The organism is Mitsuaria sp. 7, assembly GCF_001653795.1.
In the GTDB taxonomy this organism is placed as follows: Bacteria; Pseudomonadota; Gammaproteobacteria; order Burkholderiales; family Burkholderiaceae_C; genus Roseateles.
This window is the reverse complement of the sequence record NZ_CP011514.1, coordinates 3,069,844-3,085,935: the sequence shown is the minus strand read 5'-3', so window position 1 is coordinate 3,085,935 and position 16,092 is coordinate 3,069,844. Positions and strand designations below refer to the sequence as shown.

The window sequence follows — 16,092 nt, the reverse complement described above, 5'->3', positions numbered from 1 at the left end:
TTTAAGGGATGGCCTGGGCGGGGGCGTCCGGCAGCGTCGCGCGCTGCCTGGCCGGCGAGGGCGGCGGCGTGCGCCGCAGCGCCCAGTCGAGCAGCGCCTGCGGCGGCAGCGGTTCGCACAGGCCGCTGCCCTGGCCGACGCTGCACCCCAGCGCGATCAGCGCCTGCGCGTGGGCGGGCGACTCGACACCCTCGGCCACCAGTTCGCAGCCGAACTGCCCGGCCAAGGCGATCACGCCCTGCACGAGCGCGCGGTCCTGGGGATCGACGAGCATGGTCTGCACGAACGAGCGGTCGATCTTGAGCTGGTCCAGCGGGAGTTGCTTGAGCACCGACAGCGTCGCGTAGCCGGTGCCGAAGTCGTCCATCGCCAGGCGCAGGCCCAGGCGCTTGCAGTCGGTCAGCAGGCGGCGCGCGTGCGCGACGTCGTCGAGCGCGCTGGACTCCAGCAGTTCCAGCACCAGCCGGTTCGGCGGCACGTCCGGATGGCGGGCGAGGAGGGCTTCCAGCCGCGGCACGAAGGCCGGCGCCGCCAGGTGGCGCGGGCTGATGTTGACGCTGAGTTCCAGGTCCAGCCCCTGGGCGCGCCAGAGCCGGTTCTGCTCCAGCGCCTGCTCCAGCACCCAGTGGCCGAGCTGCGCGGCCATGCCGCTGTGCTCGACGGTCGGCAGGAAGGTGGCCGGCGCCAGCAGCCCGCGCTGCGGATGGCGCCAGCGCAGCAGCGCCTCGGCGCCTAGCAGTTCGCCGCTGACGAGGTCCAGCTTCGGCTGGTAGTAGAGGCAGAGCTCGCCCGCTTCCAAGGCCTGCTGCACGCGCAGCGCGGCCTGAGCCTGCGCCTCGCGGCTGCGGCGTTTCTCGACGTCGAAGAACTGCACGCCATCGCGGCCGCTGCGCTTGACGCGATACAGCGCGTGCGCGGCGTGGCGCATCAGCGTCTCGGCCTCGCCACCGTCCTGCGGGTACAGCGTCGCGCCGACGCTGGCGCTCAAGCGCAGCGCGCCGCCGGGCGCTTCTTCCGCTTCAATGTCTTTGTCCGCGTTGCCTGTATGGCGCGCGTTGTTCGCGGTGCCGGTGCCGTCCGTGCTGCCTTCGCCGCTCTCGTCTTCCGGATCGATCGGCCGGCGCAGCACCTGCACGAGGCGATCCAGCGCCTGCTGCGCTTCCTCGACGCTCTGCACGCGCAGCAGCAGCCCGAACTCATCGCCGCCGAGCCGGGCGACCTCGTCCGACCATTGCGGCGCCTGTCGCAGCGCGAGCGTCAGACGGCGCGCGAGTTCCCGCATCGCCTGGTCCGCGCGGACGATGCCATGGCGGCGGTTGAACGCGGCGAAGCCGTCCAGGTCCACGCGTGCGACGCAGAGCATGAAACCCGGTCCGACCTGGCGGCTGGTGTGGAGCGCGGCCTGCAGCCGGCGCTGGAACTCCTGCTCGTTGGGCAGGCCGGTCAGCAGGTCGAAGCGGCCCAGCCGCTCCAGCGCCTGCTGGCGCTGCAGTTCCTGCGTCAGGTCGCTGAGCGCGAGGACGCGATAGCGGGGCGGGCCGTCGGGTTCGGGGATCGAGGACACCGTGAGTCGCAGCGTGCGCGGCTGCCCCCCGGCGGCGCGCACCTTGACGAGGCCGTGCCAGTGGCCGGCGGGGTCGGCCAGCGCCTCGGCGATCGCTTCGGGATCGTGACCGGCACGGCGCAGCTGCGCCTCGTCCATCGGCAGCGCCGGATGTCCCAGCATCCGGCGGCGCAGCGCCTCGGCGGTGTCCGGTGTCTGGCCGTCGTTCTCGAGGACCAGGCCCGCAGGCGGCTCGAGCAGCAGGGCCATCAGCGTCCAGTAGGCCGGGTTGGCGTCGAGCAGCCGGTGCTCGAGGTCGGTGATCGCCAGGCCCTCGTGCAGGTGCTGGAACAGCCCGCTGCTCATGCGCTGGCGTTCCTCGGCGGTACGGCGCCACTGGATGTCCTGCAGGCTGGCCAGCACCTGGCGGGCGCGGCCGCGGGGATCGCGACGCGCCACGCGCAGCCGCAGTTCGTGCCAGACCCAGCCGCCGTCCTCGTCGGGCAGGCGCAGTGCGTGGCGAAGCGTGTCGGCATCGGGCGCCGAGGCTTCCTGGCCGTCGGCGTCCGGCGATCCGGTCGGCAGCGGTCCGCCCTGCAGCAGCGCGGGCAGACGCTCCTCCAGCTTCATCCGGTCGACCGCGTGCACCTGCGTGAGCCACGCCAGCGGATCGGCCGCGTCGAGCGGCCCCAGCCGCGACTGCCAGCCGGGCGACATCGCGACCGACTCCCCGGGGATCCATTGCGCCAGGGACAGGCCGGCGTCGTCGATCTTGGTGCGCCATTCGCGGCGCTCATCGAGCGCGCGCTGGCGCAGCGAGCGGGCGTACAGGACTGCGCCGAGTCCGAGCAGCGGCAGCAGCCACCAGGCCACCGTGCGCCAGGCCGGCCACAGCGCACCGGCCACCAGCAGCAGGGCCGTGGCGCCGACCAGCAAGGCGGCGGGGGCCGCCGCGGGCAGGCGGCTGGGCATGGCGGGCGGAGCCCAGCCGGCGGGGGCGGACAACTCGGACTTCAAGGTGGGGAGGGGCGTAGGAGGAAAAGAGCGGCTCCGCGCAAGGCACGGAGGGGACCGGCGCGGATGCTAGCTGCGTGCCGGAAGCGGCCGGTCAGCGCTATCCCTGCTGCAGGTGGAACTCCCCCCGGAATGGGGGTCCCTCGCGGGAGGTAGTTCCGCAACAGGGGTGACGAAAGGTGACGCCGACAATGCAGAAAGCCACCCGAAGGTGGCTTTCACGGTATCAAGACCGGTGCAGGAAGGCACGCGGCCTTCGAAACACGGGTATCAGATGACGAAATCTTCCAGCTTGGCGCCGCCGGAAATGGCCGCCTTCAGCCATTTCGGTTGCAGGCCGCGGCCGCTCCAGGTTTCGCCGGTGGCCTGGTTGCGATACTTCGCGGCCACCTTGGAAGACTTCGGCGTGCCGGTTTTGGCGGCGCGGGCGGTCAGGTCGGCGACCGTCAGGCCGTATTCCTGCATCAGCGACTTGACCTTGCCGATCGCGTCGGACCGTTCACGGTCCTGGGTTTCGGCGATTTGCGCTTCGAGGGCGGCCCGCTGGGCCAGGAGGTCTTTGAGCGATGCCATATATGCAATTCCTCGCGTAGTTCGACGGCTCCCTCGAAAGGGAATGCCGCATTATAGGCAGGGAATCGAGTATCACGGCAAGGGGTAAATCCCCGGGCCGGCGTTGAAACGGCCACCGGGCGGCGCCTGAACAGCATTTCCTGGAGGTTTTGCCGGATCAACTGTCAGAAATCGTGTCTGCGCTGACAAGAATTGACGATGCATCCGTGGACGGCGCGCACCGGGATGGGGAAATCACTCCGTCGGCGGAACATATCCCGCGGGCTGCTCCGCGCCGTCGCCGAAGAAGAACTGCTCCATCTGCCGTGCGAGGTATTGGCGTGCGCGCTGGTCGGCCAGATTCAGGCGGTTTTCATTGACCAGCATGGTCTGGTGCTTCATCCACGCGGCCCAGGCTTCCTTGGACACGTTCTCATAGATGCGCTTGCCGAGTTCGCCGGGATAGATGGGAAAGTCCATCCCTTCGGCTTCCTTCTTCAGATAAACGCATTGGACGGTGCGGGCCATATCAAACCTCGGTGCTCAAAAGTGTGGGGAGTGCGGCGGCCGGCCCATGCCTGGCCGCCGCCACGGGATCGATCCCGGCTCAGTGGAATGAGGGGATCGGGGATCAGGTGAGTTTCTTGACGAGGACCTGCGAACGCCGGTCCCAGTTGTATTTGCGCTTGCGTTCCTCGGGCAGCCAGTTGGGGTCGACCGGCTGGAAACCGCGCTTGATGAACCAGTGCATGGTGCGCGTGGTCAGCACGAAGACGCTGGTCAGGCCCATGGCCTTGGCGCGCTGTTCGATGCGCTTGAGGATGCGTTCGCCGTCGCCCTGGCCCTGCACGGCGCTGGACACGGTGAGTGCGGCCATTTCGGCGGTGCGCGCTTCCTGATACGGGTGAAGCGCGGCGCAGCCGAATATCACGCCGTCATGCTCGATGACGGTATAGGACTCGATGTCGCGTTCGATTTCGCTGCGCTCGCGTTTGACCAGCGTGCCGTCGCGCTCGAACGGTTCGATCAGCGCGATCAGGCTGCCGATATCGTCGTGGGTGGCTTCGCGCAGGCTTTCGAGTTTTTCGTCCACGACCATCGTGCCGATGCCGTCGTGGGTATAGACCTCCTGCAGGATCGCGCCGTCGACGGCGAAAGGCAGGATGTGCGAGCGCTCGACCCCCGATTCGCAGGCCGTCACGCAGTACTTCAGATAAAAACCGACATCGGTCGGTTGCGTCGGCGGCGGGAGTTTGGCGATCAGCCGTTTCGCATCGGCCAGCGCCAGTTCCGTGTCGATCGCGCTTTCCGGGTCCTCGGGGTTTTCGCGCACGCCCTCGACCTCGGTCATGAACAGCAGCTTGTCGGCCTGCAGCGCGATGGCGGTTTCCGTCGCGACGTCTTCCATCATCAGATTGAAGGCGTCGCCGGTGGGCGAGAAACCGAAGGGCGACATCAGCACGATGGCGCCGATATCGATGGCGCGCTGGATCGCGGCGGCGTCGACGCGGCGCACGATGCCGGAGTGCTTGAAATCGACGCCGTCGACGATGCCGACCGGCCGCGCGGTCAGGAAATTGCCCGACACCACGCGCACCGTGGAATTGGCCATCGGCGTGTTGGGCAGGCCCTGGGAAAACGCGGCCTCGATTTCGAAGCGCAATTGACCGGCGGCTTCCTGGGCGCTGTCCAGCGCGATGCCGTCGGTGATGCGCATGCCGTGGCTGTATTGCGGCTGGTGGCCCTTGAGCGCGAGCTGCTCGTTGACCTGTGGGCGGAAACCGTGGACCAGCACGATCTTGATGCCCATCGCATGCATGATGGCCAGATCCTGGACGAAGCTGTTGAGCTTGCCGGCGGCGATCATTTCCCCGGTCATGCCGACGACGAAGGTTTCTCCGCGGTACGCATGGATATAAGGGGCCACCGCGCGAAACCACGGCACGAAGGTATGGGGGAAGACCAAGCTCATGGGCGCGGATTGTGCAACAGCCTGTCCCCGCAACGCGGCGGCAAGGTCACTTGCGGGACGCTGTGCGGCGATGGAGCATGGCGCCTTCGCAACACCCCCCGGAGCGAGACATGGAAGTCTTCAAGACGCATGGTGCCTTCAGCTGGTCGGAGCTGATGACGACGGACCCGAAGAAGGCCACCGAGTTCTACGGCAAGCTGTTCGGCTGGAAGGTCGAGGTCATGCCGATGCCGGGCGGTCCGGCGGACGCGCCGCCCTATCACGTGATCAAGACCCGCGGCGCGGACGACGCCATCGGCGGCATGATGGCCTGCCCGCAGCAGGGCATGCCGCCCGCCTGGGGGATCTACGTCACGGTGGACAACGTGGACGAGACGGTGGCCCAGGCCAAGGCCATGGGCGGCAAGGTCCTGATGGAGATCATGGAAGTGCCCACCGTCGGCCGCATGGCGACGATCCAGGACCCGCAGGGCGCGGTGATCAACGTGATCACCTACGCCGAGATGCCGGACGAGAAGAAGTAAGGGCTTCAGTACTTCCACGGCCGCGGGCCCTCACCCCCGCCCTCTCCCGCAAGCGGGAGAGGGAGTCGACCGGCGCCCTTCTTACCCCCTCTCCCGCTTGCGGGAGAGGGTAGGGGTGAGGGCCAGCGGCCTGTGCGTGGCAGCCAGCCTGCAGCCTGACGATCAGCCCCCTCTGGCGAAGCGCGAGATAATCCGCGCCCCGTGAGTCAAGATTCCAACGCCCCCGCCGCGCCGCCTTCGCGTCCTCCCCGCCCTCCGCGCCCACCGCGCCAGGCCGGACCTCGCCGCCCCGCGGCGCCCGCCACCCCGATCCCGCCTATCGAGTTCCCCGAATCGCTGCCGGTCTCCGGCCGACGCGAGGAGATCATGCGGGCCATGGCCGAGCACCAGGTGGTGATCGTCTGCGGCGAGACCGGCTCCGGCAAGACCACGCAGCTGCCCAAGATCGCACTGGCCATGGGCCGGGGTCGCGGCAACGGCGGCGGCCTGATCGGCCACACGCAGCCGCGCCGGATCGCCGCGTCCAGCGTCGCCAAGCGCATCGCCGAGGAACTCAAATCGCCCCTGGGCGACGTCGTCGGCTACAAGGTCCGCTTCCAGGACCGGCTGCAGCCGGGCGCCTCGGTCAAGCTGATGACCGACGGCATCCTGCTGGCCGAGACCCAGACCGATCCGCTGCTCAGCGCCTACGATACGCTGATCATCGACGAGGCCCACGAACGCAGCCTCAACATCGACTTCCTGCTCGGCTACCTGCGCGAGATCCTGCCGCGCCGTCCGGACCTGAAGGTCGTCGTGACCTCGGCGACCATCGATGCCGACCGCTTCGCGCAGCACTTCGCTTCAGCGAAGGGTCCCGCGCCGGTGCTGATGGTGTCGGGCCGTCTCTTCCCGGTCGAACAGCTCTACCGCCCCTTCGAGGAATCGCGCGAGTACGACGTCAACAACGCCATCTGCGACGCCGTCGACGAGCTCTGGCGCCACGGTCGCGGCGACGTGCTGGTCTTCCTGCCCGGCGAACGCGAGATCCGCGAAGCCGCCGAGGCGCTGCGCAAGCATCACCCGCCCGGCGTCGAGGTGCTGCCGCTGTTCGCGAGACTGTCCGAGCAGGAGCAGAACCGCGTCTTCCAGCCGCACGGCCAGCCGCGCATCGTGCTGGCGACCAACGTCGCCGAGACCTCGCTGACGGTGCCCGGCATCCGCTACGTGATCGACCCGGGCCTGGCGCGCGTCAAGCGCTACAGCTACCGCAACAAGGTCGAGCAGCTTCAGATCGAGAACATCAGCCAGGCCGCCGCCAACCAGCGCGCCGGCCGCTGCGGCCGCGTCAGCAACGGCACCTGCATCCGGCTCTACGACGAGAAGGACTACCTCTCCCGTCCGCGCTTCACCGACCCCGAGATCCTGCGCAGCTCGCTCGCGGGCGTGATCCTGCGGATGAAGTCGCTGCACCTGGGGCAGGTCGAGGACTTCCCCTTCATCGAGCCGCCGCCGCGCAAGGCGGTGGCCGACGGCTACCAGCTGCTCAACGAGCTGGGCGCCGTCGACGAGCGCAACGAGCTCACGCCGATGGGCCACGAGCTGTCGAAGCTGCCGCTCGATCCGCGCGTCGGCCGGATGATCCTGGAGGCCCGCCAGCGCGACGCGCTCAGCGAGGTGCTGATCATCGCCAGCGCGCTATCGGGTCAGGACGTGCGCGACCGTCCGATGGAGCAGCAACAGCAGGCCGACGAGAAGCACAAGAAGTTCGACGACGAGAAGTCGGAGTTCATGGGCTACCTGAAGCTCTGGAAGTGGCTCGGCGAATCGAAAGGCGGGGGACCTGTTGACCCCCAGACGGCCGCTGCGCAGCCGTCGCCCCCCGAGGGGGCTGCGGCGCCTAGGGGCGGCCCGGCGGCGCCGCGCGAACACAAGCTCTCCAACCGAAAGCAGGAACAGCTGCTGCGCGACAACTTCGTCAATCCGCGCCGCGTGCGCGAGTGGCGCGACATCTACTCGCAGCTGCACACGGTGATCGCCGAGCACGGCTGGCGCCTGAACGGCGCGCCCGCGACCTACGAGCAGGTCCACCTGTCGATGCTGGCGGGCCTGCTGGGCAACATCGGCGTGAAGGCCGATGACGACGACTGGTACCTCGGCGCTCGCGGCATCAAGTTCTGGCGCCATCCGGGCGCGCACCTGAGCAAGAAGCCGGGACGCTGGATCGTCGCGGCGGAACTGGTCGACACGACGCGCCTGTTCGGCCGCGGCATCGCGGCGATCGAGCCGCAATGGCTGCCCGGCATCGCCGGCCACCTGATCAAGACCCAGCTGCTGGAACCGCACTGGGAGAAGAAGGCCGCCGAGGTCATCGCGCTGGAGCGTGCGACGCTCTACGGCATCGTGCTCTACAACAACAAGCGCGTGAACTTCGGTCGCGTCGACGCGGTCGCCGCGCGCGACATCTTCATCCGCGAGGCGCTGGTCAACGGCGACTGGGAGACGCGGCTCCCGTTCCTGGCCCACAACCAGAAGCAGATCGCCAAGGTCGAGGAGCTCGAACACAAGTCGCGCCGCCAGGACGTGCTGGTCGACGACGAGCTGATCTACGCCTTCTACGACCAGCAGCTGCCGGCCGACGTGTACTCCGGCGTGACGCTGGAGAAGTGGTTCCGCGAGGCCAGCAAGGCCGACCCGAAACTGCTGCAGCTCAGCCGCGACGAGCTGATGCGCCACGAGGCCGCCGGCGTCACCAGCAACGCCTTCCCGAAGACGATCCGCCTGGGCGGCGTCGACTGCACGGCGACCTACCTTCACCAGCCCGGCGACGCGCGCGACGGCCTGACGGTGACGGTGCCGATCTACGCGCTCAACCAGGTCAACGACGAGCGCGTCGACTGGCTGGTGCCCGGCATGCTGGAGGCCAAGGTGACGGCGCTGCTCAAGAGCCTGCACCAGAAGCCGCGCAACCGGTTGACGCCGCTGCCCGAGTTCGTCGCGGAGTTCGTCGAGCTGAACCCGTTCGCGCAAGGCGGCCTGGTCGACGTGCTGCTCAAGGCGGTGAAGGAGCGCTCGCAGGTCGCCGTGCAGCGCAACGACTTCAAGCTTGAACAGCTGCCCCCGCACCTCTTCATGAACATCCGCGTCGTGGACGAACATGGCCGCCAACTGGGCCAGGGCCGCAACCTCGCGACGCTGAAGGCAGAACTTGGCACGCAGGCGCGCTCCGCCTTCCAGGCGCTGGCCGCGTTGAAGCTGCAAGGTTCGGACGACGCCCGGAAGCCGCAAGGCTCGGGTGACGCTCCCGCAGGGCAGCACTCGGACGACTCCCTCTCCCGCTCGCGGGAGAGGGCAGGGGTGAGGGCTGCGGTCGACGAAGGACGGCCGACGTCAAGCGACGGCAAGCCCTCCCGCAGCATCAAGGCGACGGTGACGCCGCCGTCCAGACCCGCGGGCGAAGCCACGAAGACCTACACCGCCTGGACCTTCGGCGAGCTCCCCGAGCTCATGGAGATCAAGCGCGGCCCGCAGACCCTGATCGGTTTCCCCGCGCTGATCGACAAGGGCCAGCACGTCGAGATCGAAGTCTTCGACGAGCCCGAGCTAGCCGCCGCGAAACACCGCGCCGGCCTGCGCCGCCTGATCGCGCTGCAGCTCAAGGAGCCGCTCAAGTACCTCGAGAAGAACATCCCCGACCTGACGCAGATGTCGGTGTACTACATGAGCCTGGGCACGGCCGAGGAGCTGCGCGACCAGATCATCGCGGTCGCTCTGGAGCGCGCCTTCCTGTCCGACCCCTTGCCGGTCGACGAATTCAGCTTCAAGGCCCGCCTCGAGGAAGGCCGCGCGCGCCTCAACCTCATCGCGCAGGAAGTGGCCCGCCTGACCTTCAACGTCCTGATCGAATACCAGGCCGCGCTGCGCAAGCTCAAGGACGCGCGCACGGCCCCCAAGGACGTCATCGACGACCTCCAGGCGCAGCTTCAACGCCTGATGCCCAAGCGCTTCGTCCTGCAGACGCCGTGGAGCCAGCTGCAGCATTTCCCGCGCTACCTCAAGGCGATCACGCTGCGCCTGGACAAGCTGCGCGCCGACGCACCGCGCGACGCCAAGCTCATGTCGGAACTCCGCCCCCTGGACCAGCGCTGGTCGCGCCGCGTCGCCGAACTCAAGGGCACGGCCGACGCGCGCATCGATGATTTCCGCTGGCAACTCGAGGAATTGCGGGTGAGTCTCTTCGCGCAGGAACTGCGGACCCCGCAGCCGGTCAGCGTCAAGCGCCTGGAAAAGGTGTGGGCGCAGTTACAGAACTGAGCGGAGAATCCCCCTCAGTTCTTCAGGCGAGGACTTCGGGGTTCCGGTCCAATCGACATTACAAAAGGTCCGTGACCCCGCACCGGCGGGAGTCGCACATCGCTCGTGTCTGACAACACCACAACATCCACCGCCGCCCCGATGAAGCGTTTCGGCCGCTTCGAGCTGCGCGCGCTGCTGCACAAGAGCCTGCGTTCGATGCTGTGGGTGGTCTTCGACCCGCAGAGCGGCCAGGAGATGTTCCTGATGATGCCGCGCGAGAAGCCCAACAGCGAGGCGGCGATGCTGCACTGGCTGAAGACGGTGGACGGCGCGTCGCGCATCCATCATCCGAACCTGGCGCACGTCATCGAGACCGGCCGCGTCGATCCCTGGCCCTACGTCGCCTACGACCGGGCGCTCGGCGAGACCCTGGAGGAGCGCCTCGCCCGCGGCGCGCCGCCGCTGCCGCTGGACGCCGCCGGCTGGGCCGCGCAGGCGCTCGAGGGCCTGGCCTTCGCGCACGAGGCCGGCCACGCGCACCGCGACATCCAGCTCGCCCACATCGTCGTCGACGGCGCCAACCACGTCCGCGTGCTGGGGCTGGAAGTCGCGCAGGAGGTCGTGCCGCCCAACGTCGACTTCAACACCACCACCCGCCGCGCCGCGCGCGAGGCCGCCGAGGAGGACGTCGTCTGCATCGGCCTGGTGCTGCATCGCCTGCTCAGCGGCAAGCCGGTGCTGGAGGAGTCCGACCTGCAGGTGGTGCTGCAGCGCATGCAGCCGCAGGGGCACGACCTCGTGCGCCTGGGCTGGGAAACCCCGTATGCGATCCCCGAGCCGCTGCGCGCCATCGTCAACCGCGCCAGCGACCGGCAGACGCGCCAGCGGTATCACCTGGCGCGCAGCTTCTGGCGCGCGCTCGACGGCTGGCGGCTGTCGGCCGAGCAGGACGACGGCGGCCCGATCGCGCTGCTGAAGGACAAGATGCAGCGCTTCGGCCACCTGCCGAGCACCTCGACCCGGCTGGTGACGACGGTGTCGTCGTCGGCGATGGCGGGGCAGCACGGCAGCCAGCTGGCCTCGATGGCGCTGAAGGACATGGCGCTGGCGCTGGAGCTGATCCGGCGCGTCAACAACGCGCTGCGCCAGCAGGGACCGACCAGCGGCGGCACGGTGCTCAACCTGCAGCGCGCGATCGCGATGCTGGGCCTGAACGGGCTGGAGGACGCGGCGCGGGCGCTCAAGCCCTGGCCCGGCCCGATGAACGAAGGCCAGGCGCAGTTCATGCAGAGCGTGATGCGCCGCGTGCAGCGCGCCGGCCAGGTGGCGCAGGCGCTGCGGCCGGCCGGGTACGACGGCGAGGTGATCTACCTGATCTCGCTGATGCAGAACCTGGGGCGGCTGCTGGTGCAGTACCACTTCCCGGACGACGCGCAGCAGATCCGCCAGCTGCAGGTCGCGCCGGAGGCGACCGAGGACAACCCCAATCCGCGCGGCATGAACGAGCAGTCCGCCGCCTACGCGGTGCTGGGTTGCGACCTCGAGAGCCTGGGCCTGGCCGTGGCGAAGTACTGGGGCCTGGGCGACGAGCTGCAGCACATGATGCGCCGCCAGCCGCAGGAGGCGCCGGTGCGCCATGCCGACGGCGACACCGAACTGCTGCGGCTGACCTGCAGCCTGGCCAATGAACTGGTGGACGCGCTGGCCCAGCCGGAGCGCAAGCGCCAGGCGGCGATCGAGCTGGCGACGCGGCGTTATGCGCGCGCGCTCGGCCTCGGTCTGCGCGAGATCTACGACGCGCTCGGCAACAGCGGCGCGATCGCCGATGCCGGCGAAAGCGGCCTGGGCGCGATGAGCGACCCGGCCGTCGGCGCGGCCGCGACCGCGGCGCCGCGCTCCCGGCTGCGCGAGCGCGCCGAGTCCGGCGCGCCGGCTCCGGCCACCGCCACCAACACGCCCACGCCCACGAACAACACGAACAGCACCGCCCAGCCAGGATCGCCGACCGGCACGCGCCCGTCCGGCCCATCCCAGCCCGGCAAGGACCGACCATGACCGCCATGCCGCCCGCCGTCGGGCGATTCAAGCCGCTGCGCAGTCTTGGGCAGGGTGCCCAGGCGGTGGTGTGGCTGGCCCACGATCCGCGGCTGGACCGCGAGGTCGCGCTGAAGGTGCTGACGCAGGCGGTGGACCGCGCGAGCGTGGACGCCTGGCTGCATGAGGCGCGCGCGGTCAGCCGGCTGACGCATCCCAACATCGTGCCGGTCTTCGAGGCCGACATCGAGGCCGGCCAGGCCTACATGGTCTTCGAGTACGTGCCCGGCGGCACGTTGACCGAGCGGCTGCGCCAGCGCGGCCGGCTGCCGGCGCGCGAGGCCGTCGCGATGATGCTGGGCATCCTCGACGGCCTGCACGCGGCGCACCAGGCGGGTGTCGTGCATCGCGACCTGAAGCCGTCCAACATCCTGATCGACTCGACGGGCCGGCCCAAGGTGATGGACTTCGGCATCGCGGGACGCATCCAGTCCGGCGCGGCCAGCGTGGTCGGCGCGGCGGCCCGCCCGAACCGCATCGTCGGCACGCCGGGCTACATCTCGCCGGAAGCGGCCAGGGGCGATCCGGCATCGCCGGTGATGGACGTCTTCGCCGCCTCGGTGATGCTGAGCGAGATGCTGTCCGGCCAGCGGCTCAACTACGACCCCGATCCGTGGCGCGCGGTGCGCCGCGCGATGGAGCAGACGCTGGATCCGCCGGCCGACCTCGGCCCCGACAGCGACGACGCGCTGCGCGCCGTGCTGCTGCGCGGCCTCTCGCGAGAGTCCTCGCAGCGCTGGGCCGATGCCAAGGCTTTCCACGACGCGCTCGCCGCGTGGCTGCATCCGGCCGCCAGCGAAGCCACGGAAGGCGGCGAGGGCGGCAACGCGACGCTGGAGTTCCTGCTGCGCCGCATGCGGCACCGCAGCGACTTCCCGGCGATGGCCGATTCGGTGACGCGCATCCAGCGGATGACGCAGTCCGAGAACGAGAGCCTGACCTCGCTCTCCAACGAGATCCTCAAGGACGTCGCGCTCACCAACAAGCTGCTGCGGCTGGTCAACACGGTGCAGTTCAGCCATGCCGGCGGCGGGCACATCAGCACGGTGTCGCGGGCGGTGGCGCTGGTGGGCTTCGGCGGCATCCGCAACCTGGCGCTGTCGCTGGTGCTGCTGGAGCGCATGGAGAACAAGAGCCACGCGCAGCGCCTGAAGGAGGAGTTCCTCCGCTCGCTGATGGCGGGCTCGCTGGCGCGCGAGCTGTGCCTGGTGCCGCGCGAGAACGAGGAGTCCTTCCTCGCCACGATGTTCCAGGGACTGGGCCGGCTGCTGGCCGAGTTCTACCTGCCCGAGGAGGCGCAGCAGGTGCGCCGCGTCGTGCGGCCCGAGCGCGGCATGGGCGAGCAGGCCGCGCCGCCGCTGAGCGAGGCCGCGGCCTCCGCGCAGGTGCTGGGGCTGAGCTACGAGAGCCTCGGCCTGGGCGTGGCGCGGCAGTGGGGCTTCCCGGACAGCCTGCAGCGCAGCATGCAGCGGCCCGACGGCGATGCGCCGACGCGGCTGGTGGAGCATTCGACCGACCGCATGCGCTGGTTGGGCCGCGCGAGCAACGACGTCGCGGACGTCATCCTGAACAGCGACCCCGCCGAGGCGCATGCCAAGGTACGCGCGATGGCGCAGCGCTACGCGCGCGCGCTGGGCGTCGAGGCCAAGGCCTTCGAGGCCGCGGCGGACCAGGCGCGGCAGCGGCTGACGCAGCTCGCGCAGGCGATGGACATCAAGCTGGCGAAGAACTCGCCGGCGCAGCGCCTGCTGGCGCCGCTGACGCCGTCGGCGGAGGACACCCTCTCGCCGCACCAGCTGCAGGCGACGGTGGTGGAAGGGCAGGCGCCGGCCGGCGTGATCCCGTCCGAGCAGGCGGCGGCGACGCTGGCCGCCGGCATCCAGGACATCACCAACGCGATGGTCGAGAGCTTCAAGCTCAACGAGATCCTGCGGATGATCCTGGAGACGATGTACCGCGGGCTGGGCTTCCGCCGGGTGATCTTCTGCCTGCGCGACGCGAAGACCGAGACGCTCACCGGCCGCTTCGGCCTGGGCGACGGGGTGGAGGCGGTGGTGCCGCTGTTCCGCGTGCCGCTGCGGGTGATGCCGGGCCTGCCGGCGGACCTCTTCACGGCGATCTGCACGAAGGGCGTGGACACGCTGATCGCCGACGCCTCGCAGCCCAAGATCGCCGAGCGGCTGCCGCCGTGGTTCCTCAGCGGGGCCAAGGCGCACAGCTTCCTGATCCTGCCGATGGCGCTGCGCGGCGCGCCGTTCGCGATGATCTACGCGGACAAGGCGGAGCCGGGCAGCGTCGTGCTCGACGAGAAGCAGCTCTCGCTGCTGCGCACGCTGCGCAACCAGGCCGTGATGGCGTTCAAGCAGGCGAGTTGAACGCTATCGCCATCGCGAAGGCGTGGGCCGCTGGCGTCCTGTTCAGCGTGTTTCCGACCGCCGTGACCTCGGCCGGGGCAAGCGCCCCGATGCGTCCCCAGGACCGATCGGTGCCGGAGGCTGTATGGCGCACGCAGGCCGAGGCCGACATTCGCGCGGCACACCAGTTGATTGAGCAGGCCCACCCCGGCATGCTCGAAGCCGACCCGGCTTTCCACGCCTGGCGGACCCTGGGATTCCGCCAGGCGATGGATCTGGCGCGGCAGGCGGATACGGAAGCGCGCGCCTGGACGGCGTTGCGCTTCTATGCCGCAGGCTATCGGGACGGTCATCTGGCCGTCTGGCGCGAGCGGCCCGCCACCGGAGGCGCCCGCTGGGCGGGCTGGAACGTCCAGTCCCGCTTCGGGAACCCTGTGGTGACGCGGACTGCGAAGGCATGGCCCGCCGCGCTGCCCCGGGTCGGGGATGAACTGTTGTCCTGCGACGGCGTGCCTGCGCGCGAATGGCTGGACACGCAGGTGGCACCGTACGTGGACCGCCGCGAGCTCGATGCAGCGAGGAGCCACGTCGCCCTTCACCTCACGAACGAGTGGGACGCTGAACAGCCGTGGCGCGATGCGCCTGTGCGGCACTGCACCTTCCGCACGGCCAAGGGGACCCTGCGGCAGGTGTCGCTGTTTTGGCAGGACTCGTTTGGAGGGCTGACCCGATGGCGTGCGGAGGCGCCGCCTCAAGCCGTCATCGCGATGTCGCCGTCGATCCGCTGGGTCCATGCGTCCGATTTCATGGTCGAAGACGGCGCACGGCTCTCGGCGTTTCTCGCCGAGGTCGCGACCATCGGCGCTGCGGAAGAGGTTCGCACCGTCGTGCTGGACACCCGTGGGAACAACGGTGGAAACGCGATCATCGGCTTCCGGGTGCTACGCGCGCTGTTGAAGGATCGGATGCCGGCGGATGACGCCATGCCACAGGCGGCATGGCGGGTATCGGAAGTCGCACGTGAAGCCCTCGCCGAGCGGCTTGCGATGGCCAGACAGTTGGAGGGATCCGACGGACCCACCCTGCGCTTGGTTGACGAGTTGTCTCGCGGCATGGAGACGGCACTCGCGCGGGGCGATGCGACCTTGTTGCAGCCGGACGGCTCGCTGGCGCAGGACGTGATGCCGCCGGGCCGGGCATTCGGTGGACAGCTGATCCTGGTGACGGACAGCCACTGCGCGAGTGCCTGCCTGGATTTCGCAGATCTTGTGCTGCGCGTCCCGCGGGTGGTGCATGCGGGACATCCCACGTCGGGCGATACGTGTTACATGGACATCGTCGTCCGGCCCTTGCCGAGCGGTGCGCGACTGGCCCTGCCACTCAAGGTCTGGCGCGGTCGGCCGCGCGGCGACAACGAGCCGCTGGTCCCGCGCTTTCCCTACGCAGGCGATGTCGGCGACACGGCGGCGGTCCAGGCCTGGGTGAGAGACACGGTGCTGCCGCACGCTCAGAGGATCGACACCCAGTGACGCCGTGATCCGTCCAGGCCTCCGCGCGGATATCGCAGGCTCGAATTCCTGGTCAAGCCTTACACCCCTTGGGGGGTGACCGTCACCCCACACCCTCAGGGAGGCCGGGCGCATAGCGCGCGCCGGCGTCGATTCCCTTTTGAAGCGCCAAAAAGTCCCGTGCGGACCGCCGGGAGTCCCAACAGACTCCGGCCCCGCCAATGGAATCAATTGGCAACAAAAGTTTCAATCCAGG

General features: G+C 69.4%; 9 protein-coding genes. 5 read left to right on the top strand and 4 right to left on the bottom strand.

Features of this window, described 5'->3' with window-relative positions:
* Position 1: 1 nt before the first annotated feature.
* From ABE85_RS13500 to argA, 4 genes are all read right to left on the bottom strand, one after another.
* A complete protein-coding gene (locus tag ABE85_RS13500) occupies positions 2-2,515 on the bottom strand; it encodes a bifunctional diguanylate cyclase/phosphodiesterase (protein WP_067275260.1) in 2,514 nt (837 codons plus the stop codon).
* Between the two features lie 312 nt (positions 2,516-2,827).
* Positions 2,828-3,130, bottom strand: a complete 303-nt coding sequence (locus ABE85_RS13495; protein ID WP_067275254.1) for an H-NS family nucleoid-associated regulatory protein — start codon at positions 3,128-3,130, stop codon at positions 2,828-2,830.
* 234 nt (positions 3,131-3,364) lie between these two features.
* A complete protein-coding gene (locus ABE85_RS13490) occupies positions 3,365-3,637 on the bottom strand; it encodes an oxidative damage protection protein (protein ID WP_067275250.1) in 273 nt (90 codons plus the stop codon).
* 103 nt (positions 3,638-3,740) lie between these two features.
* Positions 3,741-5,081, bottom strand: coding sequence for an amino-acid N-acetyltransferase (gene argA / locus ABE85_RS13485; RefSeq protein ID WP_067275247.1), 1,341 nt, complete (start codon positions 5,079-5,081; stop codon positions 3,741-3,743).
* A gap of 110 nt (positions 5,082-5,191) precedes the next feature.
* On the opposite strand from argA, the gene ABE85_RS13480 reads away from it, so the two are divergent.
* The 5 genes from ABE85_RS13480 to ABE85_RS13460 all read left to right on the top strand — a co-directional run bounded on the left by ABE85_RS13480 (position 5,192) and on the right by ABE85_RS13460 (position 15,857).
* The gene (locus ABE85_RS13480) at positions 5,192-5,605 is read left to right on the top strand and encodes a VOC family protein (protein WP_067275245.1); all 414 of its coding nucleotides are present in this window, start codon (positions 5,192-5,194) and stop codon (positions 5,603-5,605) included.
* A 201-nt stretch (positions 5,606-5,806) separates the two neighbouring features.
* A complete protein-coding gene (gene hrpA / locus ABE85_RS13475) occupies positions 5,807-9,898 on the top strand; it encodes an ATP-dependent RNA helicase HrpA (RefSeq protein WP_082938591.1) in 4,092 nt (1,363 codons plus the stop codon).
* Positions 9,899-10,003: 105 nt separating this feature from the next.
* Positions 10,004-11,935 (top strand): HDOD domain-containing protein, encoded by a 1,932-nt coding sequence (locus ABE85_RS13470; RefSeq protein ID WP_157522362.1) that lies wholly within the window; start codon positions 10,004-10,006, stop codon positions 11,933-11,935.
* Positions 11,932-14,349: a serine/threonine protein kinase gene (locus ABE85_RS13465; protein ID WP_231993088.1), complete on the top strand. Its 2,418-nt coding sequence runs from the start codon at positions 11,932-11,934 to the stop codon at positions 14,347-14,349. Before ABE85_RS13470 ends, ABE85_RS13465 begins: the two co-directional genes overlap by 4 nt.
* On the top strand, positions 14,346-15,857 hold the full coding sequence (locus ABE85_RS13460; RefSeq protein WP_067275234.1) for a S41 family peptidase: 1,512 nt from the start codon (positions 14,346-14,348) through the stop codon (positions 15,855-15,857). Before ABE85_RS13465 ends, ABE85_RS13460 begins: the two co-directional genes overlap by 4 nt.
* Positions 15,858-16,092: the final 235 nt, after the last annotated feature.

What these genes read in the sequence shown, in the direction of transcription:
- ABE85_RS13500 (WP_067275260.1), bottom strand. Translation starts at nt 2,515, where the DNA reads ATGCCCAGCCGCCTGCCCGCGGCGGCCCCCGCCGCCTTGCTGGTCGGC.
- ABE85_RS13480 (WP_067275245.1), top strand. Translation starts at nt 5,192, where the DNA reads ATGGAAGTCTTCAAGACGCATGGTGCCTTCAGCTGGTCGGAGCTGATG.
- argA (WP_067275247.1), bottom strand. Translation starts at nt 5,081, where the DNA reads ATGAGCTTGGTCTTCCCCCATACCTTCGTGCCGTGGTTTCGCGCGGTG.
- ABE85_RS13495 (WP_067275254.1), bottom strand. Translation starts at nt 3,130, where the DNA reads ATGGCATCGCTCAAAGACCTCCTGGCCCAGCGGGCCGCCCTCGAAGCG.
- ABE85_RS13490 (WP_067275250.1), bottom strand. Translation starts at nt 3,637, where the DNA reads ATGGCCCGCACCGTCCAATGCGTTTATCTGAAGAAGGAAGCCGAAGGG.
- ABE85_RS13465 (WP_231993088.1), top strand. Translation starts at nt 11,932, where the DNA reads ATGACCGCCATGCCGCCCGCCGTCGGGCGATTCAAGCCGCTGCGCAGT.